A 25,544-nucleotide genomic window follows, 5' to 3' on the forward strand; every position below is an offset into this window, starting at 1 on the left:
CTGTTCAATTTGTTCAATTGGCGTTCGGCCACCAAAATCCCGCATGAGCATGTCTGGCGATTCCCCATTGGCGGGCAGTGAACTGAGCGACCCTGTCCAGTCTTTGCAAGAGGCCGTGAGCGCTGTGTTCGGCGAACATGGTCCCTTGGCTGAGGCGGCCGAAACCTTTTGCCCAAGAGAGGGCCAAACCCGTATGGCCCAAGCCGTGGCCAGAGTGGTGGCCGGAGGCGGCGTGCTGGTGGCTGAGGCCGCTACCGGTGTTGGAAAAACCTTTGCCTACCTGGTGCCGGCGCTGCTCTCTGGTGAGCGTGTTCTGATTTCTACAGCTACCAAAACACTGCAAGACCAGCTGTTTGGTCGTGATCTGCCGGCTTTGGCTAAATCTTTGGGGCTGCCGGTGCGAATGGCCTTGCTCAAAGGGCGGGGCAGTTACCTTTGCCTGCACCGCCTTGAAGCGGCGCCTCAAGCGATTGCACACGAACGTGGGCTGCAGCACGCGCTTTCCAAGATTGAGCGCTGGGCGCACTCCACGCGCACGGGTGATCTGGCTGAGCTTCCTGGTTTGCATGAGAACTCTCCGGTGATCCCGCTGGTGACTTCCACACGTGAGAACTGCCTGGGCGCTGAGTGCCCCAAGTGGCGCGCTTGCCATGTCAACCTGGCGAGGCGCGAAGCCATGGCGGCTGATGTGGTGGTGGTGAATCACCATTTGTTTTTTGCGGATCTCGCCATTCGCGAATCAGGCATGGCAGAGCTTTTGCCCACAGTGCGGGTGGTGATCTTCGATGAAGCGCACCAGCTCAACGAAACGGGTATTCAGTTCCTGGGCCAGCATCTTGGTACGGCGCAGTTGCTCGATTTTTCGCGAGACCTTTTGGGCGCGGGCTTGCAACAGGCCCGCGGTCTGGCTGATTGGTCCTTGCTGGCCAATGGCGTTGAAATGGCCGCGCGGGATATGCGCATGGCCTTTGGAGCTAACCGCCTCAGCTCCCGGCTTCGCTGGGTGGATGAGATGCCAGAAGGCATTGATCCCGGCGAATGGCGGCAGACATTGGCGAGCCTGGGTGAAGCACTTGCGCAGGCTGCGGAAGGGCTGGATAACGTGAGCGAAATCTCCCCCGATTTTGTTCGCCTGCACGAGCGCGCCATGCTGCTTTGCGAAAGGGTTGCACGTTTCGCTGGCGCTTGCGAGCCTGGTGCGGTGCGCTGGGCTGATGTGGGCAACCAGCTGCGCCTGATGGAATCCCCGCTTGATATTGCCGATGTCGTGCGCAAACGCTTGCTGGGGGCACCCGCGGGCGAGGAACCCGCTGAAGCAGGCCAGTCGCGCGCGTGGGTGTTTGTTTCCGCTACCTTGGGTGATGACGCGAACCTCACCTGGTTCACCGGCCCCTGCGGTTTGAGCGGCGCGGAGATTCTGCGGGTGGGCAGTCCGTTCGACTATGAGCGCCAGGCTACGCTGTATGTGCCGCGCCAGATCGTCAAACCCAATGACCCTGCGCACGGCGCGCAGGTAGCGCAGATCGCAGGCGATGCGGCTGAACGCCTGGGTGGGCGCACCATGGTGCTCACAACCACCCTCCGTGCACTGCGCGTGATCGGCGAGAAACTGGCTGAACGCTTTGAAGGCACCCGTGTGGAAGTGCTGGTGCAAGGCCAGTTGCCTAAACGCGTATTGATGGAGCGTTTTCGCGCTGGTAACTCCCAGGGGCCAGGGCAGGGGGGAAGCGTGCTGGTGGCTTCAGCCTCGTTCTGGGAAGGGGTGGATTTACCCGGAGACACGCTCCAGGCGGTGGTGATAGACAAACTGCCGTTTCCTCCGCCCGGAGATCCGCTGGTGGAGGCGCGCTGCCGCCGCATTGAGGCTGAGGGCCGAAGCGCCTTCGCTGATTATTCAATCCCTGAGGCTGCCGTGGCCCTCAAGCAAGGCGCAGGCCGCTTGATTCGGCGGGAGACCGATACCGGCATGCTGGTGATCTGCGATACGCGCCTGACCTCCATGGGCTATGGAAAGCGCCTGCTCGCCGCGCTGCCGCCCATGCGCAGGCTGACGGACGAGGCATCGTTCCATGAAGCCCTGGAGGGCCTGGTGAAGCCGGACCTGGAGGCGGGCGTCACGTTTGACGTTTGATCCACCTGCCAAGGTCCGACTGGCCTGGCTTTAGAAGTCCATCGACGCCGAAAGCAGGAACGTGCGTGGTGCACCCATGGCCAAGCTGGAGAGCAATGGCATGCCCCAGTAAGCCTTGTTGGTGACGTTGTTCACGCTGGCCCGGAAGGTGATGGGGAAGCTGGATAGCTTGGTGGAATACCGGGCGCCCAGGTCATAGATGGCGCGGCCGGAAATCGACAGGGAATTGTCTGCGCTGATGTACTGCTTGGATACAGCAGTGGCATTGGCGGTTAGTGTCAAACCCTGCACAGTGGGCACATCCCATTCCACGCCTACTTTACCCTGGAGTTTTGGCACGCCTGTGGCCTGCTTGCCCTGGTTGACAGCTCCGGTGGTGCGCGTCAGTTTGGGGTCTATGTACGCCACGCCGCCTATCAGGCGAACGCCACGCAGGGGCGAGCCGAAGAATGTCCATTCCACACCCTGGTTGCGTTGTTCACCACCGAAGGAGAAGATGTTGGTCACTGGATCGGTGTAGCTGCTGGGGCGTGTGATTTCGAACAGGGCGACAGTGTGAGCGAACTCACCCAGATCGAACTTCACGCCGATTTCCTTCTGCTTGGTCTTGTAGGGCGCGAACAGCTCGCCTGCATTGGCGGCGGTGGCCGGGGCTGTCTGCCCTTTGCTCAAGCCCTGGATGTAGTTGGCATAGACGGACAGGTTGTCCGTGGCTTTGAACAGGATGGCAGCCGCAGGTGATGTGGCGCTGGCGTCATATTGCGCGCTGCGGGCACCAGTGGTGACGTTGTAGCTGTTGGTTAGTACTTGCTGGCGGCGTACGCCTAGTGTCAGCTGCATGCGATCCTCCATGAAGGAGAGGGTGTCTGCCACGCCGTAGCTGACCAGACGGTTCTCGTTGTGAAGCGTAGGCGGGGCGATGAAGTCAGCGGCGGGCCCCCACACCGGGTTGTAGATGTTGGTTGTCCAATCCGCGCCGGGAACAGACCTGCGGCCAAATTCCTTCACGGTGTCTGTGTAGTGCGTGGCGTTCAGAGCCCATTGGTGGCCCACCGAGCCAGTTTTGAACTTGCCCTTCACACCGATCTCTGAAGATTTCTTTTCCACATCAAATGCCAGTTGGCCAATGGTGGTTCTGAAGTCTCCGGCTGCATTCAACACCTGGGCTGAAATGGCACCGTTGTAGTGGTAGTTGCTCTTGCTGGTGCCGAAGGCGCCATAGGCTGTGACTTTGTCGGTCACATCGAACTCACCCCTCAAGATGAGGCCTTGGTCCTTGTTTTTTACATTGGACCAACTGGGGTTCAGAAGAGACTCCGCCCTGGGTGGCGTGGGAACTGCCACGCCGGGTGCCAGGTTGATGCCTCGGGTCACGCCCTTCACGCTGTCTTCGCTGGTGTAGAGGTCTGCAGATACGCGCGCGCGATCGCCGCGCCAATCAAGCCCCAGAGAGGCCAATTGCGAACCCTTCTTCTGGTGATCCACCGGCCCTCTGCCGTCTCTGTAAAGACCGTTGAAGCGAACACCAAACTGCTGGTTTTCTCCAAACCGGCGTCCTATATCAAGATGTCCGCCCAGTTGGGAGTCAGACATGTAGGTGGTTGTGACGCGTGTCAAGGGCGTGTTGCCTGCGCGCTTGGGTACGAGGTTGACAGTGCCACCGACTGAGCCACCGGGAGGCATGCCGTTCAGCAAAGCCGAAGGCCCTTTGAGCACTTCAATGCGTTCAAACATTTCCGGCGTGGTGCGGTAGTAGGGAGCCATGCCCACCAGGCCACCCACAGTGACGTCTGTCGTGCCGGAGCTGAATCCACGAATGGAGTAGTTCTCGCTCCAGGCGCCAGTAACCCCGTTGCTGAACACCGAGGGGTCGGTGGCTGCAATGACTTCGGTGATGTCTTTGGCTTGCCGGTCTTCGACGTATTTGTCGGTATAGCTGACGATGGAAAACGGGGTTTCCATAAAGTCTTTGTCGCCCAGCAGCCCAACGCGGCTACCGGAGGCGATTTGTCCGCCGGCGTAGGCAGATGTCGCGGTGGCTACCCGGCCAGAGACGGTGACCGCGGGGAGGGTGCCCGCACTCTCAGTGCTGGCGTTTTGGGCTGCTGGTGCGACCCGGCTCAAGACATACCGGCCACCGGCTTCTTGTGTGGCCTGCAGACCCTGGCCGCGCAGCAGCTCATTGAAGCCCTGATCCACGCTGTAGGTTCCACGCAGGCCTTGGCTGGTCTTGCCCTGAACCAGGGCAGAGTCAAGGTTCAGCTCCACGCCGCTTGAAGTCGCGTAGGCGCGCAGTGCTTGCTCCAGTGAGCCAGCAGAAATTTCCACACTCTTTTGCACTTGTACCGCCTGACCTGCGCTTTGAGCGAAGGCTGGTGAAGCCACCAATCCAAGCACGCTCAGGCACCCTCCGAGGAGCAGTGCCATGCGCGCGGCCCCCGCCGTGTGGCTCAGGTGGAATGAACGCGTGCCCTGCCGCGCAGATGAGGTAGCCCTTGTTTTTGCTTGCTTCTTGGACATTTTTAGCTTTCAGGTGAGGTTGATTGAGAATCGATACGCTTTACTTCGGGATCGCTGGATTGCGTGCCGAGCCAGAGGCGAATAAGTTGTTAGAAAAAGCGGAAGAAAATCAGGAGAACGAGGCGGTGAAAATCACTTCCTATAGCCTTTGATGACCTCGTCAATCACGATCTTCAAAGAGCTTGGGCTGGCGGCAGTGACATACCAAGCCTCGGGGTCCACGAACACCACGCGTCCGTTTTTCCAGGCATTGGTTTGCTGCAAAAGTGGGTTGTTCATGCTCGCCGCGTCCATGGCTGGGCGGTGCTGCATAACGGCGGTGCGGTCCACCACGTAGATGATGTCGGGGTTGGTTTGCTGAATGAACTCACTGGAAACCGGCTGACCATGAAGACCTGTCTTCGCGACAGGGCCGGCAGGTTTCACGCCCAGGGCTTCAAATACAAATCCGTAGCGAGACTGCACGCCGAGCGAGCTGAATGAGCCGTTGTTGTGCAGTACCACCAGCGCTTTTTCAGGGCGATCTTGAGTAACGGCGCGGGCCTCTTGCACCTTGGCCTCCAACTCATCCGCTTTCTTTCGGGCGAGATCCTCTTTTTGGAAGATGCGGCCCAAGGTGATCAGATGGTCCTTGATGACTTCGATGTGTTTTACCTGACTGTCGCGGTAGTCCACATCGAAATGAAGAGTGGGTGCGATTTCACTCAGCTCCTTGTAATGATTTGCCTGCAGGGAGGTCATCAAAATCAAGTCTGGCTTGGCGGCGTGCACCCGTTCCAGGTTGGGTTGAACAATTGCTCCCAGATCTTCGGTGCCGGGGGCGTCTTTGTACTTGGAAAGAAAGCGTGGCACGAAATCCTTGGGCATTCCGATCACTGGAACGTCTAGCTGATCGAGAAAATCGACCTCGTTCATATCCAATGCCGCAACCCGCTGTGGAAGGCGCTCGATGCGGGTGGTTCCCAGCTTGTGCTCTACCGCGATGGGGGAGTAAACCGAGCTTGCTATCGCATTGGTGGATGGAGGTGCATTAGATACGCGCGGTGCTTCCGCGGCGTCCCGATTGCACCCCAGCAATGCGGTGGTGGCTATGAGCAGGAGCAAGCCCCAACTCGTGCTTTTGATGCTTGGGAGTTTCCCTCTCATTTCATTTCTCCTGTTGGATTGAAGTAGTTGCATAGGCTTGCGTTCTCAGTGCGAAGGATTTGAAATTCGAGTCCGTACAGTTCCTGCATCCGCGCCTCAGTGACCACTTCGGCCACAGGGCCGGCGCAATGAACTGAGCCCTGCTTCATCGCGACAATGTGGTCGGAGTAGTTGGTCGCAAAATTGATGTCGTGAACGACCAGGATCACGGTGCGCCCGTACTCGTCGCAAAGGCGGCGAAGCGCGCGCATGATCTGTACCGCGTGCTTGATGTCGAGGTTGTTCAATGGCTCATCAAGCAGCAGGTAGTCGGTCTGCTGCGCGATGGTCATCGCCAGGAAAGCCATCTGCCGCTGCCCACCGCTCAGCTCGTCGATATAGGCTTTGCGCAATGGCTCCAGTGAGAGAAATGAGATGGCCTCATCAATCGCTTGATGATCTTGAGTGGTGAGCACTCCCCGGCTATAGGGAAAGCGCCCAAACGCAACGAGTTCTTCCACTCGCAGACGGAGGTTGAAATCCGGTGACTGGCGCAATGTGGCTACTCTTCTGGCGTATTCACTAATGCGCAACTCAGAGACGTTGCGGCCTTCCAGGTGAACCTCTCCTCGCGTGGGCTCCAGCAACCGCGCAATGGTCATGAGAAGCGTTGATTTGCCAGCACCATTCGGGCCAATGAGGGAGGTGAGTTGCTTGGCCGGAAACTGCGCGCTGACGCCAGACAGCACGACCTTGCTGCCGTAGCTCTTGTCGAGTTTATGAACGCTGATCATGCGGCCCCTCTGGAACGAACCATGAGCGCGAGAAAGTACGCGCCACACACCAGGTTGACGAGAATGCCGACGGTGGTTTTGTAATTGAAGACATGCTCCACGGCCATCTGGGCCAGTATGAAAATACCAATGGCAATGGCACAACCCACTGGCAGGGTGACGCGATGCCGTGAAGCTCCCGCCAACGCGTAAGCGGTGTTGGCAACAAAGATTCCCATGAACGCGGTGGGCCCGAGCAGGCTGGTGGATACCGCCACGAGAACTGCAATTAGTGCGAGCTGAATCTGTACGTTTCGCCGGTAGTCCACGCCGAGCGATATGGCTTGTTCGCGGCCCAAGGCGAGCACATCCAGCGTGGGAAGTTTCTTCAGTGCAAGCAGGCAGGTGGCTGCTACCACCAGCGCGGAAGTAAGCAGCTGCGGAGCCTGCGCTTTGTTGAAGGAAGCTTGAGCGAAGCCTTGAAGAATGGAGAACTCACCGGGGCTGATCTTCAGTTGTATGAACTGCGTGAAGGTGCCGAGCACCATGGTCAGAACCAGGCCGATAAGGAGCAGAAAATACACGTTGTTTCTACCGCTGCGAAACAACCAGCGATGAAGCAACCAGGAGTAGGCCAGCATCAATGCAATGGAGATGAGGAAGTTGCTGTTGGCTCCCAAAACCATCAGGCTGGACGTACCCATGATCAAAATCAGCAGGGATTGCAGCAGCACGTAAATGGCCTCGTATCCCATGATCGAGGGCGTCAAAATTCTGTTGTTCGTGATGGTCTGAAATGAGATGGAAGACCAGGCAATACACACGCCGCCGATCACCATGGCCGCCAACCGGGCGAGCCGCTTGGGGATCACATACCCAAAATCCAGGCCGGAGCGGAAGAACACGAATGCCAGTGCCAGCATGGCCACGACGATCCACAAGGTATGTCTAGAAGGCACTCGCATCACCTGCCTCTCCAGATGATCAGGGCGAGAAAGAGCACACCGCCCACGGCGCCTGCGGTCAGGCCAATGGGGACTTCAAAGGGGTAAATCAGAAGGCGACCCACAATGTCGCAAAGCAAAAGCAGCGAAGCACCTCCCAGCGCGACGATGGGCAGCGTGCGCGCCAGATGGTCCCCATGGCGTAAGGCCACCAGATTGGGAATGACCAAACCCACAAAGGGGATAGACCCCACGGTGATGACCGTGGCAGACACCGTGACTGCCACCAGGATCAAACCCAGCGCCACAGTGGCGGTGTAGTTCAGCCCCAGGCTGGTGGCCATGCCCTGGCCCATACCCAGTACGGTGAAACGATGGGCATACAGATAGGTGAGGGCGATGATCGGAAGGATCAGGTAAATGATTTCGTAGTTGCCTTGTATGACTCGTGAGAAGTCACCCAGCATCCACCCCTGCATGCTCTGAAGGATGTTGTTTTGATAGGCGTAGAACTCGGCAAAAGCGCTGATGACGGAGCCGTACATGAGCCCGATCACAGGCACTAAGACCGTGTTCTTGACTTTGATGCGGTGAATGATGGCAACGAAGCCCAGGCTTGCCGCAAAGCAAAACGCCAGGGCGAGCACCATTTGCAAAGTGGCCCCTGCCGTAGGCGCTACGGTGAGCGCGACGAGGATGCCCAGCTTGGCAGCATCCAGGCCGCCCGTAGTGGCGGGCTCCACGAATTTGTTGCGAACGATCTGCTGAAGAATCACACCGCAAACGGACAGGCCCACACCTGTGAGAACCAGCGCCGCCAGACGAGGAAGGCGGCTTGCGGTCAAGGTCAGCCAGGCATCATCTGAGAAAGCCAGAATCTGCATCCATGAAACTTCCTTGGCTCCCACGAACAAGGATGCAATGCACAGCACGATAAACACTGGCCACAAGCGCGCACTGGTCCACGACATATTCGGCTCGATGGATCAGAGAGCGGAAGAATCGAGACGCCAGCCCTGCGAGGCTTCGCGACGCGCCAGAAGGTTTGCGTAGCGTCCTTGACTGGCGCGCAACGCCTCGGGGCTGCCTTGCTCAATCACCTGTCCGTTGTCCAGCACCACGATCTGATCGGCCATGGCGATGGTGGAAAGCTGGTGGGCAATCACCACCAGGGTGCGCGTTCCGCGCAGCCGAGCCAGTGTGCTGACAATGACCGCCTGGTTTTCGGCATCCAGTGCAGCGGTCGCTTCATCGATCAAAAGGATGGGGGCATCCTTGATCAGTGCCCGGGCAATCGCAATGCGTTGACGCTCACCGCCAGACAGGCGTGCACCGCCTTCACCGACCAGGGTATCTATCCCCATCGGCAGGCGTTGGAGGATTTCTGTCACGCCGGCTTGCTGCGCAGCCGCCAAGATCTGAGCGTGGGTGGCCTCGGGTTTACCAATGCGGATGTTCTCTGCAATGGAGCCTGCGAATAGATAACTATCTTGAAAGATCTGGCTGATGCAATCGGCCAACCGGGCTTGCGACATCTCTCTGACATCTACTCCGCCCACAAGCACGGTGCCTTGCGTGACATCGAAGGAGCGGGCAATCAGCCGCGTCAATGTGGTCTTGCCAGAACCGGAGCCGCCAATGAGCGCGGTCATGCTGCCGGGTGCGATCCGCAAGCTCACACCACGCAAGACATCGGGCTCCTGCGCGGCGTAACGGAAATGCACGCCCCGGAGTTCAATGGAGGTGTCTTGCGGCTCTGCGGGGGTGGAAGTTTCCGGCAGCGGCTTTACCGCGAACAGCGCGCTGATAGCGTGCAGCTGGCTGCCTGCGCTTCTCAGTACTTCGCTGTAACCCGCCACTTCAAGCAGGGGGTCTATGAAACGGCTTACTAGCACGAAAGCCGCCACCACACCTATGACGCCGGTCACCCCCGAACCGCCGCCCAACTGGCTGTTCAGCCATAGCGATGCCGTGATCAGTAATGCCGCGAACACGGCCTGCACAGCCCAGGAATTGAGTACAGAGGCCAGTGCCGACAAGCGAATCAAGCGAGATCCGGAATCGCGCTGCTTTGCAACCGCTTGCTCGAGAAAACGCGTGCTGGCACCTTCTCCGCTGAAGGCGCGGAGCACAGATTGCGTTTGAGCAAACTCCACCATGCGCTGGCTTGCGCTGGCGAAGTCGTGATGGAAAGCTTCATCGGCACGGCGAGCAAGTTTCCCGGTCAGGAAAAAAACGCCCGCCAAAATGGGCAACGCCAACAGAGCAATCAAGCCCAAGGGCCAATGCACTGCCGCCAGCGCGATGACCAGCACGATGGGGGTGACCACGCCAGTGATGAGTGGTGTGAACACATGCGCAGGCAGCTGAGCCACAGACATCATGCCCTGCGTGACCACATGGCCGAGCTGGGCTGTGTTCTGCGGCGTGAACCAGCCCACAGGAAGGGTGGCGACGTGGTCACCCAGGCGCTGGCGGGCGCCCTGCAATACGGTCACTGCCACGCGAATTCCGGCCTGCTCCACGTAGCGCCGCAACACCCAGCACACGAGCGTTCCAACCAGAATGGCGCCAAGCCATGGGAGCGCCTGTGTTACGTGGCCGGCCAACAAATGTTGGAGCAGGGGGGCGAGCGCTGTGATGACCAGGCCGCAAAGCAGGCTGTAGGCGATTGCCATCCCTACGTAGCGGTGGAAGATGGGGACATCGGGGCCGAGCAGCCGAACAAAAACCTTCAGCATGCAGGCTCTCCCCAGGTGCTGTGCTCTGCCAATGTCCGCAGCTGCGCATAGCGCCCATTGCACGCCATGAGTTGATCATGGGTGCCGCACTCCACGAGCGTGCCCCCATCGAGCACCAGGATCTGGTCGGCATGCTTAATGGCATCCAACTGGTGGGAGACGATCAATAACGTGCGGCCCTTCGCGAAGCGGGAGATGGCTTCTTGAATGGCCGTTTCGTGGTCGATGTCGGTCGCTGAGGTGGCTTCATCCAGTACCAGCACGGGAGGATCGAGCAGCACTGCGCGCGCAATGCTCACGCGTTGCTGTTCGCCACCTGAGAGCAAGGCGTCTTCACCCACCACGGATTCGTAGCCACGCGGCAAGGCGAGGATGCGCTCGTGGATGCTCGCGGCGCGGGCGGCGCGTTCCACTTCTTCTTGCGTGGAGGAGGGGCGACCCAGGGCGATGTTCTCGCGCACGGTGCCATGAATCAGGCGCACATCCTGCAATACGAACCCAATGCGCTGATACAAGACTGAAGGCTCGATGTGCCGCAAGTCGACACCACCAAAGGTGATTCGGCCTTCAGTGGGATCGAAGAAGCGCAGCAATAGCCGCGCCAGAGTAGTTTTACCCGAGCCCGAGGAGCCCACGATGGCCGTGACGGTGCCTGGTTTGAGCATGAAGCCAACGTTCGAAAGCGCTTGGTGTTCCGCTTCATACCCGTAGCTCACACCCTCAAACACCACCTCATGCCCCAGAGGTAGCTGCCCCGGTGCCACGGTGTCCAGCACAGGCGTTTCCAGAAGGGCTTGAACGCGCTGCGCCGCACTGCTCGCGCTACCCAGATCGTGCAGCAGTGTGTGCAGCAGCAGCACGGGAGCGCAAATGCCCGGGGCTACCAGGGCAAAAGGAATCAGGTCTACGGGGGCGATCCAGCCTTGCCCCACAAACCATGCGCCACAACTCAGCACCACTGCCAGCACGGTGACGGGGGCGATCATCGCGTGAGCGTGGGCCATGGCTTTCACGAGCGGCCGCGTAAACCCGACGAAAGCCTCAGCAAACGCGTCTACCGCTTCACGGTAACCGCTGTGTGCCTGTCCACGGGCTCCAAATGTCTTCACGACGGGAATGCCGCTGATGAATTCAGTGGTCGCGCTGTTAATGCGGCCCATCCGAGCGGCAAACTCCCCCATGTTCGATCCGCTGGCTTTCATGGCACGCTGCAGGAACAGAAAAAACCCAGGAAATGGCAGCAGAGCCAGAAGGGCCAGGCGCCAGTCCAGCGCCAACAGATAGACAACGGATATCGTGATCGCTCCCAGGGCGCGACCGACTGAGGTGAAGAAATGCGCCGTCAGACTATGGAGCGTGGAGATATCGTCTTGCATGGCTTGCTTGACCTCGCCAGACGCCCGGCTGGTAAACCAACCCAAGGGCACTTGTCCAAGCCGCTTCGCGATGGCAAGTCGCAACTGATGGGTCAGCCGGTTATCTGCAAGGTGGGCCACCATCTCCCCCGCAGAAATCAAAGCCATGCCGATCAACGCGGAAAGCACGCTCAAGAACGCTACGCGCCAGACATCGCCTGTAGCTTGGACGGAGGCAAGCGAGTCTGGGCCCGCATTGGCGAGGGCGATCTTCGCGATGTGTGCAATTCCCGCCAGTGGGAGCAAAGTCAACATGGCGCCGCCCACGGCCAAGGCGAACGCGGCCGCTAGACGGCCCTGAATAGGTTCCAGGACGCGCTTGATCGGACTTTGCCGTTTCGATGTGTGGGCAGCAGAAGACACGCCTTGGTGCTCTTGAAGAAAAATTGTCGGCAAAAACTGACGGTCATTGCCTGGTGATCCAGGCGAAAAGACCATGCTTCACACTCGTGCAGGATCTGAAGGCACCAAAAAAGGCGCCTGATTTGCGCCGACAATGGGTTCGTCATGCAGCTCCATGAGGAGCACGAATAAGAATTATTTGCATGATACTAAACTAATTAGCTGGTGGCGAAAAAACGACTGTGCGAAAACCCGTTTAAAAGGCCGTTAATCAGCAAGGAACCCACATGCAATCCAGGCAACCATCATTGGCCGGTGAGCGTCCACGAGCTCGTGGCCGTCCGCCCACCATTACTCAGGATCGGATCGTCGATGCAGGCATACAGATTGGTCTGCCCAATATCACGTTCGTAGGTTTGGCCGCTGCCTTGGGGGTGAGCCATATGGCGCTCTACAAGCACGTCGCGAGCCTTGATGCCCTTAAGCGGCTTGTGGCCACCGAAATTTTTGGCCGCTGGCAGATTCCGCGTGCATTAGACGGGGGGCAAGGGGGCCTGAAGGCGTACCTGATGGTGTTCGCCGCGTCGGTGCGTGAATTCGTGAAAGCCCATCCGGGCCTTACCCCCTATGTGATCCGGAGGATGGCCGCCACGCAACCCATGCTGGAGAAGATCGATGCCCACCAAACGCATATTGCGCAGGCATACGGTATTTCAAAAGATCAATCGCGCTGGCTGTTGGCCACAGTAGCATTCCACGGAATTGCAGTGGCCGATACCGTGTACTCTGTGGCGGCGCAGGAGCCGGTGGTGGATGCCACCAGGCTCTCAGAAGAGGCGGAGATGGAAGAGGAGCTGATACGAGGGATGAACGCACTCATCATTGGTGCGCTCGTCGTGCTGGAGGCAGAGTTACCTGGGTAACCTGGGTAATCCGCGCAGATTTACCAGAGCTGCCACCAGGGTGAGGATTTCGGCTTGAAGCCCCGGGCCACGTATTCGCTGTTCGGGTAGGTTTTTTCCAGAACCCGCTGAGTATCGTCACGCAGTTGTGTCATACCGAGTTTTTCGTATGACTGCAAGATGATGTAGAGGCCTTCTTCGAGCGCGGGTGCATCGCGGTAATCGCTGATGGCTTGCTGCGCCCGGTTGATGGCGGCTACGTAAGCACTGCGGTTGTAGTAGTAGCGGGCCACATGCACTTCATACTGCGCCAGCGCATTGACCGTGTAGGTCATGCGAGCGCGAGCATCTGGCGTGTAGCGTGAATCCGGGTAGCGCGTGACCAGTTCCTTGAAGGACTCAAAGGCTTCCTTGGCGGCGCGCTGATCGCGTTCGGAGAGATCTTGCCGTGAAAGGAACGAGAACAAGCCCAGCTCGTCGTTGAAGTTGATCACGCCCTTCATGTAGAGCGCGTAATCTATGGCCGGACTGGCTGGGTGCAGGCGCATGAAGCGGTCAAGGGTGTTCAGGGCTTCGGCCCTTTCTCCACCTTTGTACTGGGAGTAGGCTTTCTCGAGTTGAGCCTGTTGAGCCAGGGGCGTACCCGCAGCGCGGCCTTCGAGCCTTTCGAACAGCGGAATGGCTTTGTCGAAGCCGCCAGAATTCATTTCATCCTTGGCTTCGGCATGGATTCGATTGGGGCTCCAGCCAGCGGTCTGGTCGATGGGCTTCGAGGAACAGGCCGCGAGCAGCAACGCCAACGCAAGCACTCCGCTGGCGGCGGCTGATAATCGGGCACGATGCATCACAGGCAATCCTCTTGATTCAGACACCACCAATTATATCGGCCCCCCCTTCAATGCAAGACTCTCACCCCCTCGATGACGCGGAAAATGTGGAGTCTGGCTGGGCGCTGGAAGACGACGCGGCCGACGCCACGCCAGAATTCGAGCTGCGCCAGTTCGATGTGCCTGCCGCTTTGCACGGCGATCGTCTGGACCGCGCTCTGGCGGCGTTGGTGGAGGAATTTTCCCGCAATTACCTGCGCCAATTGATCGAAGATGGCGCCGCCCGCCTGAACAACGTGCCCGTGCGCAAGCCCGCGCAGCGCGTGAAAGTTGGCGAGCGACTGGAGATTGAGCTGCGCCCCACGCCACAGACTCAAGCTTTCGTGCCGCAAGCCATGGAGCTCAACGTGCTCTATGAAGACGAACACCTGGCAGTGATCGACAAGCCTGCCGGATTAGTGGTTCACCCGGCCCCAGGCAACTGGAGCGGTACGCTGCTCAATGGCTTGCTCGCACGAGACGCCAAAGCGGGCCTGCTGCCACGCGCAGGTATCGTGCACCGGCTAGACAAGGACACTAGCGGCTTGATGGTGGTTGCGCGCAGCCGGGTGGCCATGGAAGCCCTGGTTGCCTGCATTGCAGCGCGCGAAGTGCGACGCGAATATCTGGCGCTGGCGCATCGTTCCTGGAGTGGGCCCGAAAGCCGTACTGTGGATGCGGCTATTGGCCGCGACCCCCGCAACCGCTTGCGTATGGCTGTGGTCGATATCAATAAAAACTCGGGCAAGACCGCGCAAACGATCTTCGAACTGCTGGAAAACGTAGACGAGGGCTGTATGGTTCGCTGCCGTCTTGTTACAGGACGTACGCACCAGATCCGAGTTCATATGGCGAGCCTGGGGCATCCTCTGCTGGGAGATGGGCTGTATGGCGGCGCGCCTGCGGCGGGAATGGTTCGGCAGGCTTTGCACGCTGAAAAACTGGCTTTTGAGCATCCCATCACTGGGGAATCTCTGCAATTTGTTTCGCAGCTGCCCGCTGATCTCCGTGCGGCGCTGGCAAACTGGGGGCTTGATTACAATCCTGTCAGTCAAGGCGAATGACCGCCCTGACTTGAGCCTGTGGCATTTTTGCCTCAAGCTTCGTTATCCGATGTCGAGCGCATGGGTCCTTTTTGGGCTGCGCAGCGACCGCGTCATCCTTCATGGGCGTTTTACCGCCCCCCATTCGAGAGCTCCATGAACACCGTAGAGGCCAAGCGCATCCTGGAGACTGCACTTATTTGCGCGCAACAGCCCATGCCGTTGCGGGAGCTCCGCGCGCTATTCGAAGATCAGTTGGGCGCAGACTCCGTCAAATCCATGCTCCTGGAGTTGCAGGATGATTGGACACCGCGCGGGGTGGAGTTGGTGCAGGTCGCCAGCGGCTGGCGCTTTCAAAGCCGGCCCGAAATGCGGGAATACCTGGACAGGCTGCACCCTGAAAAGCCCCCCAGGTACACACGGGCTACGCTAGAAACGCTGGCCATCATTGCTTATCGCCAGCCCGTGACGCGTGGAGATATTGAGGATGTCCGTGGCGTGACAGTCAGCTCCCAATTGATCAAACAGCTGGAAGATCGCGGTTGGGTGGAGGTCATCGGACACCGTGAAACCGTTGGCAGACCGGGGCTCTACGCCACCACGCGGCAGTTTCTCGATGATCTGGGCCTGGAGTCGCTTAACCAGCTTCCCTTGCTCGAATCCGCGCCAGAACAGGCTGCCAGCATGTTCGACGCTCTGCAAGCAGAGCCTGAAGTCGCCCCGGGCGATGAAGAGGCTGTTGCGGAAGCAGGCGCCGAAGTGTTGGAGGGAGCGGAACCTGACGGCGCCGGTGCTGAATCTGCATTGCCCGCTGATCTGCAGCCTGAATTGCTGCTCGAGCCATCGGGTGAGCCTTCGATCGATCCACCGATCGAACTCCCCAACGATCCACCCGCCGAATCTCCAGCGGCCCCCCCGATCGAACCTCCAACCGATCCGGAAATTGAACCGGTCATTGAACCACCTGTCGAATCACCGATCGAACCGGTGATTGAACCCCCGCCTGACTCCCTCTCTGAGTCGTCCCCGGTTGATGCCGAGGCGGCTGCACCCCCGAATCCAATTGAAGACCCTGCTGGCGAGTTGCCTGCCGCTATTCCCACCGAGAACACGCCATGAATCCAGAAGAGCAGTCAACGTCCCCTGAGTCCACCGAAGAGTCGTCAGCGCCCTCGGTCAGCGCCCCTGAGGCTCAATCGGTGGATTTCGACGACCTTCTTTCCGGTCGGTTCGATCAGGATGCCGAGCCAGCTGAATCGGCTGAGGAATCTGATTCTTCGGAGCGGGCACCTGCTGGCCCTGCCAAGCGCGTTTTGAGCCCGGACGCAGAGCAACCCAAGCTGCACAAGGTTTTGGCGCAGGCCGGCCTGGGCTCTCGCACAGAGATGGAGAAATTGATTCTGGAGGGACGCATCTCGGTGAACAACCAGCCTGCGCACGTTGGTCAACGTGTCTACCTGGACGATCAGATCAAGATCAATGGCAAGCCCGTTCGTGTGGCATTGCGCACACCTCCGGCTCGGGTTTTGGCCTATCACAAGCCAGTGGGCGAAGTGGTGACCCGCGACGATCCGCAAAATCGGCCCACCGTTTTTCGGAGACTCCCATTCTTGCAGCAGGGTAAATGGCAATCGGTGGGGCGGCTTGACCTCAACACCGAGGGACTGCTCCTTTTCACCAACTCCGGGGAGTTGGCCAATCGCTTGATGCATCCGCGTTTTGGCCTGGAGCGGGAGTACGCCGTGCGGGTGCTCGGCCCCCTGTCGAATGAAGAGCGTCAGAAGTTGCTTGATGGCGTCACGCTGGCCGATGGGCCGGCGCACTTCCAGTCGATCAAGGCTGAAGGCGTCGGTGAAGGCGCGAATCAGTGGTATCGGGTCACGATTGCGGAAGGGCGCAACCGCGAAGTCCGGCGCATGTTCGAAGCCGTCGGCCATGCGGTCAGCCGATTGATCCGCATCCGATATGGCGCCATGATGCTGCCGCGCGGCCTCAAGCGCGGCCAATGGATGGAGTTGCATGAAAGCGACATCACATCTCTGGCCCAGGCTTCGGGTGTTTCTGGTGCCGCGCTTCGCGGCACTGCAGAGAGCGCAGCTTCCCGGGCCCGCACGCAAGATCAACGCCAGGCGGCGAGCGCGCGGGCGGACCGCGGCAGGGGGAGTGGACCGCGCCCCAGCCGAACTCCGGCACCACCCAATCCGGCCAGCTATTTCCGGCCTGCTTTCGCCGGTCTTCGTGGGCGTGACGATCCTGGGGCTGCTGATGGCAACGGCGATGGTGGGCAGCCTGATCCGTTGAAAACCTCGGTGGGCTTTATCGGCGCGGACGCTCTGGCACGCCAGCGTAAAAATACACCCCGTTCAGGTAGCGGCGGCTCAAGGCGTGGGTCGGGTTCAAGCCCCGGTTCCGGCGGTCCGCGCGGTGGTAGCCGCAAACGCTAAGCACCCGGGTTAAAATCAAAAGCTTTGCCCAGGGAACCTAAAAGTTTTCCTGGTTCGCAGAAAAAATTTCAAAAACCTTTCAGGAAATATTCTCATGGCTATCGAACGCACACTCTCCATCATCAAGCCTGACGCAGTTGCTAAAAACGTCATTGGTCAGATCTATGCCCGTTTCGAGGCTGCAGGCCTGAAAGTGGTGGCTTCCCGCATGGCGCACCTCTCGCGCCGCGAAGCCGAAGCTTTCTACGGCGTGCACAAAGAGCGTCCTTTCTTCAAGGATCTGGTTGATTTCATGATTTCCGGCCCTGTGATGATCCAGGCCCTGGAAGGCGAAGGCGCTATCGCCAAAAACCGCGACCTGATGGGCGCTACCGATCCCAAGAAAGCAGCTGCCGGCACCATCCGCGCAGATTTCGCTGATTCCATCGACGCCAACGCAGTCCATGGTTCAGACGCTCCTGAAACCGCAGCCGTTGAAGTGGCATTCTTCTTCCCCGGCACTGAAATCTTCAATCGATAACTTGCATTCGCGCCTGCGTGTGCAGGCGCGGCCTCAAAGGGTGATTCAAAACCTTGCTCCACGCCAAAGCGAAGCTCTGAGCCTGACTCTCCCTCATGCGGGAGAGTGCAGGGGAGAAGGTGCGCGCACGCGCGCTGCAATATGCAATAACCCTTTGCAGGCACGGCCTGTGAGCACGAAGGAGAACCGCGCGTGACCTCTAGCGTCAATCTGCTCGACTTCGATCTGAATGCCCTGGCCGCTTATTGCGAAACCCTGGGCGAAAAGCGCTTTCGCGCCACCCAATTATTTCGCTGGATCCACCAGCGCGGCGCCTCTGATTTTGGCGCCATGAGTGATCTTGCCAAATCCCTACGGGAAAAACTTGCCGGTATCGCCCATGTGGCGGGCCTGCCGGTGATCAGCCAACACGAGTCGAAAGACGGCACTATCAAGTGGCTGTTCGATGTGGGCGGCGGCAATGCCGTGGAGGCTGTGTTCATTCCTGAATATGACGATGAAGCTTCGTCATCCGCCGGCACCCCCGTATTGGATCGCGGTACCCTGTGCATCTCCTCGCAAGCGGGCTGCGCGGTCAATTGCCGCTTTTGCTCCACCGGGCATCAGGGCTTCAGCCGCAACTTGACCACCGGCGAAATCACCGCCCAGCTGTGGTTTGCTGAGCATTTCCTTCGCAAGCATTTAAAAACAGACCAGCGCGTTATCTCCAATGTGGTGATGATGGGCATGGGCGAGCCGCTGCAAAATTACAGCGCCCTGGTGCCGTCATTGCGTACCATGCTGGACGACCATGGGTATGGCCTGTCTCGGCGCCGAGTCACTGTGTCTACCTCCGGGGTGGTTCCCATGATTGACAGGTTGGCGCGCGACTGCCCTGTGGCGCTGGCGGTATCCTTGCACGCACCTGTGGACACCTTGCGAGACCATCTGGTCCCCCTCAACCGCAAGTATCCGCTGGATGAATTGCTTGAGACTTGTGTGCGCTACCTTGAGCACGCACCACGTGATTTCATCACGTTCGAATATTGCATGCTGGATGGCGTGAACGATACGCCGGAACAAGCCGAAGCCTTGATTGAATTGGTGCGCCGTCATGCTGCGCAAGGCCTGCGCTGCAAATTCAACCTGATCCCGTTCAATCCATTTCCCGAGTCAGGCCTTACGCGTTCACCCGCACCGCGCGTGCAGGCTTTCGCCAAAATGTTAAGTGATGCTGGTATTGTCACCACCGTGCGCAAAACGCGCGGTGACGACATAGATGCCGCTTGCGGCCAGCTGGCGGGAGATGTGCGCGATCGTACTCGCGTGCAAGAACGTGTCGCACGCCAGCGCACCGTTGTTCTGCACCGTATTGGCGGTTCAGCTCCAGATGCTCACGGAAAAACTACCTGATGCCCTTTATTTCACAGCGTCGCTTCGGTTTTTCACCTGCGCACCTCCTGTGCCTGCTGGCGTTGCTGGCCGGTCTGGCGGGGTGTGCAAGCCAGCCTGGCGAGAGCGGTTCAAGCGCTAACTTGTCCAGCGATATTCAGACGCCTTCGGACGACAGCGATGAGCGCAAGCGCGCACGTACCCGAATGGCTCTTGCTGTGGGGTATTTTGAGAATGGCCAGCACAACGTGGCGCTGGATGAATTCAAAAAAGTGGTGCAGATTGATCCAAGTTTCGGCGATGCCTACAACCTTGGCGGCATGATCTATATGGCACTGAATGACCGGCAAGTGGCCGAAGCTCATTTTCAGCGAGCCGTGTCACTGAACCCACGCGATGCCAATGCCTTGCATAACCTCGGTTGGTTGCAATGCGAACAGCGGCGCTATGCTGAGGCAGCGCAGTCGTTTCAGCGCGCCTTGGCGGTTCCCGGCTATCCAGCGCGCGCCATGACACTCATGACGCAGGGAATCTGCGAGGCGCGTGCTGGAGATAGGGCGACCGCAGAAGCCACCTTGATGCGATCTTACGAACTGGACGCGGGCAACCCCGTGACAGGCTTCAACCTTTCGCAGCTTCTTTATCTGCGCGGAGACTACTCCCGCGCGCAGTTCTACATCCGACGCCTGAACAACAGCGAGCAGGCGAATGCCGAATCGCTTTGGCTAGGCATGAAGGTGGAGCGGCGCATGAATAACAACCAGGCCATGCAACAGCTGGCCTCGCAGCTCCGTCGGCGTTTCCCCCAGTCGCGTGAGTTGCAGTCTTTCGAACGGGGCTCTTTTGATGATTGAAAACGATTCCACGCCCAGCACTTCCGAAGACCATGCTCCGGCGAATACGGTGAATACGGCTACCGCCGATCTTTCGGCTGGCGCCATGCTGCGGCAAATGCGCGAATCTGCAGGCGTTCACGCCGCGGTTCTCGCCAGCGTACTCAAGGTTCCTCAGCAAAAGCTGGAAGCCCTTGAATCAGACGACCTGGATCAACTGCCCGACGTCACCTTCGCCCGTGGCCTGGCTGCCGCTATCTGCCGTGCTTTTGGTGCGGATCCCGCACCTGTACTCGCGCGTATGCCCGCTGCCGCCCATGGCTTACGCGCGCAGAGTCCTGATGTGAAACAAGCGTTTCGCCGTGCAGGCGATCGCCCCACGCCTATGCTGAACAGCGGGGTTTCCAAGCCCCTGCTGATTGCCGTGGGCTTGTTGCTGGCGGGTGCCGCGCTGTTGTGGCTGTTGCCCACCTTGCCGATTCAGCTGGGAGCGCCCTCGACCACCGTCAACAGTGATGGCAGTGTCAGTGAGAGCGTCACGCCCGGCCCTCCCGTGGAGGCCGTGGCACCGGCTGAGCCGCCCATGGCCGTTGCGCCAGCCGAGCCAGCGTCCACACCCATGGCGCCAACCCCGGTGCCTGTGTCTCCGGATCAACTCCTGGTCGTCACGGCTTCTTCGGAAACCTGGGTCACTGTGCGCGATTCCGCAGGCAAGCAAGTCCTGAATCGCGCTGTGGCCGCAGGCGAAACAGTGGCGGCTGGTGGCGCTTTGCCGCTTACGGTCACCATCGGACGCAAGGATGCCGTCACCGTGAAAGTGCGCGGTCAGCCCTACGATCTGAAATCCGCAGGAAAATCCAACGTGGCTCGCTTTCAAGTCGAATGAGGTGCATAGATGGACCGCTCCGACTCACCCTCTGAATCACTCCCGATTGAACTAGCAACCCCCGCTCCGCACCGCTCGCGCCAGGCGCGAGTGGTGTGGGGGCAGCGCGTGGTCACCATTGGTGGCGATGCGCCGGTTCGCGTGCAGTCGATGACCAACACCGACACCGTCGATGCCATTAGCACGGCCATCCAGTGCAAGGAGCTTGCATTGGCGGGGAGCGAGATGGTGCGTATTACCGTCAACACGCCCGAAGCGGCTGAGCAGGTGCCCTACATTCGCGAGCAGCTTGATCGCATGGGTGTGGATGTTCCCCTGATCGGCGATTTTCACTACAACGGCCACAGACTGTTGTCTGATTTCCCTGCCTGTGCAGAGGCTCTCAGCAAATACCGTATCAATCCGGGCAACGTAGGCAAGGGCGACAAAAAAGACAAGCAGTTCGGCCAGATGATCGAGGCCGCGCTGAAATGGAACAAGCCGGTGCGCATTGGTGTGAACTGGGGTAGCCTGGATCAGGAGCTGCTGGCCAGCTTGATGGATGCGAACAGCCTGCGTGCCAAGCCATGGGAAGCCCGGCAGGTCATGTATGAGGCGCTCATTACCTCGGCTATTGAGTCGGCGCGCACGGCAGTCGATCTGGGTATGAGCCCCGAACAGGTCATTTTGAGTTGCAAGGTGAGTGGTGTGCAGGATTTGATCGCGGTGTATCGGGAATTGGCCCGCCGCTGCGATTACCCGCTTCACCTGGGGCTCACTGAGGCGGGCATGGCCACGCGCGGCACCGTGTCCTCAAGCACGGCGCTGGCGATCTTGCTGCAAGAAGGCATTGGAGACACCATCCGCGTCAGCCTCACACCTCAACCGGGTGAGGCACGCACCCAGGAAGTGGTGATTGCGTCTGAGATACTGCAATCGCTGGGATTGCGCTCCTTCGTACCTAGCGTGACAGCGTGCCCGGGCTGCGGAAGAACCACCAGCGAGACCTTTCAGGTGCTTGCAAAGCAAATCGACGACTATCTTCGCGCACAGATGCCGGTATGGCGCAACCAGTATCCGGGGGTTGAGAAGCTCAAGGTGGCTGTGATGGGCTGCATTGTGAATGGCCCGGGCGAAAGCAAGCATGCTGACATCGGCATCAGCCTGCCAGGTACCGGCGAGGCTCCGGCTGCACCGGTGTACATCGATGGTGAGAAGGCCATGACGCTGCGCGGTGAGAACATCGCCAACGAGTTTCATGCCATTGTTGAGCGCTATATCGCGCAACGCTACGGCGCTGAGGTGTAGGAGCCTGTTCAAAATCTCCCCCAGCAGAGGCTTTGAAAAAACTCCAAGGCTGCCTTATAGGCTGCGAGGTCATACTCGCTGCTTCCATTTTTTTAGATCGCCATCCATATTGGCGGGGCAATAACAGCGATTTCCGGGATGTCAAAAGAAAAACAGATTACCGCCGTCAAAGGCATGAACGATATCCTCCCGCAGGAGTCGGCACGCTGGGAATGGCTGGAAGACATTGTGCGCCGAGTGATGGCTCGCAGCGCCTACCGAAACATCCGCACGCCGATCATGGAACACACCCAGTTGTTCACGCGGGGTCTGGGCGAGGTCACTGACATTGTCGAGAAAGAGATGTATTCCTTCCAGGACCGGGCGGACAAGAACGGTGATGCGGAGCATCTGACGCTGCGCCCGGAGTCCACCGCTGGAGTGGTGCGTGCGGTCAGCGAGCACAACCTGCTCTATGAAGGCGGCAAGCGGCTCTATTACATGGGCCCCATGTTTCGCCGTGAACGCCCGCAGCGTGGCCGCTATCGCCAGTTTCACCAGATCGGTGCCGAGGCGCTTGGCTTTGGCGGGCCGGAAGTCGATGCCGAGTTGATCCTCCTGGCGGCTCAGCTCTGGGATGCCTTGGGCATCAAGCAATGGCGCCTTGAACTGAACAGCCTGGGGCAACCCGAGGAGAGGCGCGAACACCGCGCGGCACTCATTACTTATTTCGAGGCCCATGCGGACCAGCTCGATGAAGATGCGCGCCGCCGCTTGCATGCCAACCCGCTGCGCATTCTGGACACCAAAAACCCTGCGATGCAGGCATTGGTAGAGGGCGCGCCCCGGCTGATGGAATATCTTGGCGAAGCGTCGCAAAAACATCTTGAGGCTGTGCAGGCTATTTTGCGGGCCAACGGTATCGAATACAGCATCAATCCCAGATTGGTGCGGGGTCTGGACTACTACAACCTGACCGTATTCGAATTCATTTCTGAAAAACTTGGCTCGCAAGGCACGATTTGTGGCGGCGGCCGCTACGATTACCTGATACAGGAGATCGGTGGCAAGCCTGCACCTGCCGTCGGTTGGGCCCTGGGCGTAGAGCGTGTGCTTGAGCTCTTGAAAGAAGAAGGCGTGCAATCGCCTGAGCCCGCGCCAGACGCCTATGCCATCATCCCAGATACGGCTGCTGTTCCTGTCGCCATGCGCTGCCTGCAGGCGCTGCGCACCGCAGGTGTAGCGGTGCAGATGCACGCCGGCACCGGCGAGGGCATGGGAAGCATGAAAAGCCAGTTCAAAAAAGCAGATGCCAGCGGTGCGCGTTTCGCGCTGATTTTCGGCCCGGATGAATTGGCCGCTGGTGAGCTGACAGTCAAATCCCTGCGCGACGGCGCTGGGGCTCAGCAGCGACAATCGCTTGCAGAAGTGTCTGCCTGGGCAGGCACACTAAAGTAACCGCTTGGTGTGCAGCACACTAGAATCCACCGCTTGAACCTGATTACGAACACATGGCAACACATCTCGACCTAGAAGAACAAGAGCAGATCGATGCGATCAAGCACTTCTGGAAACAATGGGGCAACCTGATTACCTGGGTGCTCATTGTTATCTTCGGCGCATTTGCTGCCTATAACGGCTGGCAATATTGGGAGCGTTCGCAGGCCTCCAAGGCGGCGCTGATGCACGACGAATTAACCCGGTCCATCAGTTCGGGCGATGTCGCGCATATCGAACGTGCTTTGGCCGATATGAAAGACAAGTTCAGCGGCACCGCCTATGCCTCGCTAGGTGGCCTGGAAGCCGCGAAAGCATTGTCGGAAAAAGGCAAGCTTCCCGAGGCCAAGGCCGCTTTGGCCTGGGTGGCTGAAAAAGGGTCTGACGCAGGTCTGAAGGCCATCGCGCAACTGCGCCTGGCTTCGCTGTTGACTGGCGAGAAAGCCTACGACGAAGCACTCAAGCATTTGGCAGGCAGCTTCCCGTCGGAATTCGTGCCTTTGGCGGCTGACAGGCGCGGCGACATTTATTTACTGCAAGGCAAGCGCGCTGAAGCAGCTTCCGAGTTTGGCAAGGCGTATCAAGGGCTCGACGCGGCAAGCGGTGAATATCGCCGGCTCGTTGGCATCAAGCTCAATTCGCTAGGCATCGACCCTGAAGCCGGCAAAGGAGGCGCTGCATGAGCCACAAGCAAGGTATTGCAGGCGCACGGTTGTTGCCCCTGATCGCTTCGCTGCTGATTGGGGCTGTTCTTGCGGGCTGCGCTGCGGGCTCTAGTCGCCCTACGCCAGCCGAGCTGCCACCTAACGTCGCTCTGGTGGGCGTGCGGCAGGCTTGGTCCGCGAAGATGCCGGCCGTGGGCTTTCCGCTTCAGGTGAGCGTGCAGGGTGGCCAGATTGTCGCGGCGGGCGGCGATGGAACCGTGCTCACCCTGGATGCCGCCAGCGGGCGCGAGGTTTCTCGTGCCGCCGTGGGCGAACCTTTGGCTGCGGGTGTGGGTAGCGATGGCCGGGTGAGCGCCGTGATAACGCGGACTAACCAGGTTGTGGCGCTGGAAGGTGGGCGCGAGCTGTGGCGCCGAAAACTGAATTCACAAAGTTTCACCGCGCCGCTCGTGGCCGGAGGACGTGTTTTCGTGTTGGGATCTGATCGGTCCCTTACCGCACTCGATGGCCGCAATGGTGCCGTGATCTGGAACATTACCCGCCCAGCAGAGCCGCTGGTGCTCCGGCAGGCTGGGGTGTTGCTCGCGGTGGGAGATACGCTGGTCGCCGGTCTGGCCGGGCGCATGGTCGGCGTAGATCCTGATACCGGCGTAGTGCGCTGGGAGGCGCCTGTGGCGGCAGCGCGTGGCACCAATGATGTCGAGCGGCTGGTGGATCTGGTGAGCGGCGTGAGCCGTCAGGGCACGGAAATTTGCGCGCGCGCGTTTCAAACCGCTGTTGGCTGCGTTGACGCCGCGAATGGTTCAGTGCGCTGGAGCAAGCCTGCCAATGGATCCACGGGTCTTGCTGGCGACGGCGAGGTGCTCTTTGGCTCCGAGGCAGATGGCAAGGTCATGAGCTGGCGAGCAGCTTCTGGCGAGCGCGGTTGGGTCAATGAAGCTTTGCAGTGGCGCGTCCTGACAGCGCCCTTGGCACTGGGCCGGTCCGTCATCGTTGGAGATAGCACCGGTTTGGTGCATATGCTTTCGCGCGAAAACGGCAGCCCGCTTAACCGGCTTACCACCGATTCATCGGGTGTTGCGGCTACGCCAGTGGCGGCGGGCAACACCCTGGTCGTGGTGACCCGTTCAGGCGGAGTGTATGGTTTTGTTCCGGATTGAATTTAACGCTCTCTCGCAGTACGGAGAGAGGATTGAGCATGCCCAGCGTCGGGTGAAAGCTACCCGCTGGTGCAGCGTTCAACGCTGATCGGCACATAAA

The 25,544-nt window shown here is 59.5% G+C and carries 21 protein-coding genes; 13 read left to right on the forward strand and 8 right to left on the reverse strand.

Annotated features, from left to right (window positions below; all coding sequences use genetic code 11):
- Positions 1-49 precede the first annotated feature (49 nt).
- Positions 50-2,131, forward strand: coding sequence for a DNA repair helicase YoaA (gene yoaA, locus G518_RS0128480; protein ID WP_051237535.1), 2,082 nt, complete (start codon positions 50-52; stop codon positions 2,129-2,131).
- A gap of 30 nt (positions 2,132-2,161) precedes the next feature.
- Here the strand turns inward: yoaA and G518_RS0128485 are convergent, their stop codons facing one another.
- From G518_RS0128485 to G518_RS0128515, 7 genes are all read right to left on the reverse strand, one after another.
- Positions 2,162-4,651: a TonB-dependent receptor gene (locus G518_RS0128485; RefSeq protein ID WP_028605374.1), complete on the reverse strand. Its 2,490-nt coding sequence runs from the start codon at positions 4,649-4,651 to the stop codon at positions 2,162-2,164.
- 132 nt (positions 4,652-4,783) lie between these two features.
- Positions 4,784-5,797, reverse strand: a complete 1,014-nt coding sequence (locus G518_RS0128490; protein WP_051237504.1) for a siderophore ABC transporter substrate-binding protein — start codon at positions 5,795-5,797, stop codon at positions 4,784-4,786.
- Entirely contained in the window at positions 5,794-6,570 is a 777-nt protein-coding gene (locus tag G518_RS0128495) for an iron ABC transporter ATP-binding protein (protein WP_028605376.1), read from the reverse strand. Before G518_RS0128495 ends, G518_RS0128490 begins: the two co-directional genes overlap by 4 nt.
- Positions 6,567-7,514 carry an iron chelate uptake ABC transporter family permease subunit gene (locus G518_RS0128500; protein ID WP_036596362.1) on the reverse strand — a complete coding sequence of 316 codons (948 nt, stop codon included), beginning with the start codon at positions 7,512-7,514 and terminating at the stop codon, positions 6,567-6,569. The genes G518_RS0128495 and G518_RS0128500 overlap by 4 nt, the downstream gene beginning before the upstream one ends.
- Positions 7,514-8,464: an ABC transporter permease gene (locus G518_RS0128505; RefSeq protein WP_036596364.1), complete on the reverse strand. Its 951-nt coding sequence runs from the start codon at positions 8,462-8,464 to the stop codon at positions 7,514-7,516. Before G518_RS0128505 ends, G518_RS0128500 begins: the two co-directional genes overlap by 1 nt.
- Before the next feature lie 15 nt (positions 8,465-8,479).
- Positions 8,480-10,234, reverse strand: coding sequence for an ABC transporter ATP-binding protein (locus tag G518_RS0128510; RefSeq protein ID WP_028605379.1), 1,755 nt, complete (start codon positions 10,232-10,234; stop codon positions 8,480-8,482).
- Positions 10,228-11,904 carry an ABC transporter ATP-binding protein gene (locus G518_RS0128515; RefSeq protein WP_245598179.1) on the reverse strand — a complete coding sequence of 559 codons (1,677 nt, stop codon included), beginning with the start codon at positions 11,902-11,904 and terminating at the stop codon, positions 10,228-10,230. The genes G518_RS0128510 and G518_RS0128515 overlap by 7 nt, the downstream gene beginning before the upstream one ends.
- Positions 11,905-12,278: 374 nt before the next feature.
- Here G518_RS0128515 and G518_RS41210 point away from each other — a divergent pair, with 374 nt between their 5' ends.
- Positions 12,279-12,914: a TetR/AcrR family transcriptional regulator gene (locus tag G518_RS41210; protein ID WP_036596366.1), complete on the forward strand. Its 636-nt coding sequence runs from the start codon at positions 12,279-12,281 to the stop codon at positions 12,912-12,914.
- Between the two features lie 20 nt (positions 12,915-12,934).
- Here G518_RS41210 and G518_RS0128525 read toward each other — a convergent pair whose 3' ends face one another.
- A complete protein-coding gene (locus G518_RS0128525) occupies positions 12,935-13,738 on the reverse strand; it encodes an outer membrane protein assembly factor BamD (protein ID WP_028605382.1) in 804 nt (267 codons plus the stop codon).
- A gap of 53 nt (positions 13,739-13,791) precedes the next feature.
- Here G518_RS0128525 and G518_RS0128530 point away from each other — a divergent pair, with 53 nt between their 5' ends.
- The 11 genes from G518_RS0128530 (at position 13,792) to bamB (ending at position 25,444) form a co-directional block, all read left to right on the forward strand.
- Entirely contained in the window at positions 13,792-14,823 is a 1,032-nt protein-coding gene (locus tag G518_RS0128530) for an RluA family pseudouridine synthase (RefSeq protein ID WP_051237505.1), read from the forward strand.
- Positions 14,824-14,958: 135 nt separating this feature from the next.
- Entirely contained in the window at positions 14,959-15,921 is a 963-nt protein-coding gene (gene scpB, locus G518_RS37445; RefSeq protein ID WP_036596367.1) for an SMC-Scp complex subunit ScpB, read from the forward strand.
- Entirely contained in the window at positions 15,918-17,246 is a 1,329-nt protein-coding gene (locus tag G518_RS37450; RefSeq protein ID WP_051237506.1) for a pseudouridine synthase, read from the forward strand. The genes scpB and G518_RS37450 overlap by 4 nt, the downstream gene beginning before the upstream one ends.
- A 94-nt stretch (positions 17,247-17,340) precedes the next feature.
- Entirely contained in the window at positions 17,341-17,766 is a 426-nt protein-coding gene (gene ndk / locus G518_RS0128550; protein ID WP_028605384.1) for a nucleoside-diphosphate kinase, read from the forward strand.
- A 192-nt stretch (positions 17,767-17,958) separates the two neighbouring features.
- A complete protein-coding gene (gene rlmN / locus G518_RS0128555) occupies positions 17,959-19,158 on the forward strand; it encodes a dual-specificity RNA methyltransferase RlmN (RefSeq protein WP_028605385.1) in 1,200 nt (399 codons plus the stop codon).
- Positions 19,158-19,991, forward strand: a complete 834-nt coding sequence (pilW, locus tag G518_RS0128560; protein WP_051237507.1) for a type IV pilus biogenesis/stability protein PilW — start codon at positions 19,158-19,160, stop codon at positions 19,989-19,991. The genes rlmN and pilW overlap by 1 nt, the downstream gene beginning before the upstream one ends.
- A complete protein-coding gene (locus G518_RS0128565; protein WP_028605387.1) occupies positions 19,984-20,856 on the forward strand; it encodes a helix-turn-helix domain-containing protein in 873 nt (290 codons plus the stop codon). Before pilW ends, G518_RS0128565 begins: the two co-directional genes overlap by 8 nt.
- Positions 20,857-20,865: 9 nt before the next feature.
- Positions 20,866-22,143 (forward strand): flavodoxin-dependent (E)-4-hydroxy-3-methylbut-2-enyl-diphosphate synthase, encoded by a 1,278-nt coding sequence (gene ispG / locus G518_RS0128570; RefSeq protein ID WP_028605388.1) that lies wholly within the window; start codon positions 20,866-20,868, stop codon positions 22,141-22,143.
- 138 nt (positions 22,144-22,281) lie between these two features.
- Positions 22,282-23,580, forward strand: coding sequence for a histidine--tRNA ligase (hisS, locus tag G518_RS0128575; protein WP_028605389.1), 1,299 nt, complete (start codon positions 22,282-22,284; stop codon positions 23,578-23,580).
- 53 nt (positions 23,581-23,633) lie between these two features.
- Positions 23,634-24,302, forward strand: a complete 669-nt coding sequence (locus G518_RS0128580; protein ID WP_028605390.1) for a YfgM family protein — start codon at positions 23,634-23,636, stop codon at positions 24,300-24,302.
- Positions 24,299-25,444, forward strand: coding sequence for an outer membrane protein assembly factor BamB (gene bamB / locus G518_RS0128585; RefSeq protein WP_036596368.1), 1,146 nt, complete (start codon positions 24,299-24,301; stop codon positions 25,442-25,444). The genes G518_RS0128580 and bamB overlap by 4 nt, the downstream gene beginning before the upstream one ends.
- Positions 25,445-25,544 lie beyond the last annotated feature (100 nt).

It is taken from the genome of Ottowia thiooxydans DSM 14619, from assembly GCF_000422885.1.
GTDB classification, from domain to species: Bacteria; Pseudomonadota; Gammaproteobacteria; order Burkholderiales; family Burkholderiaceae_C; genus Ottowia; species Ottowia thiooxydans.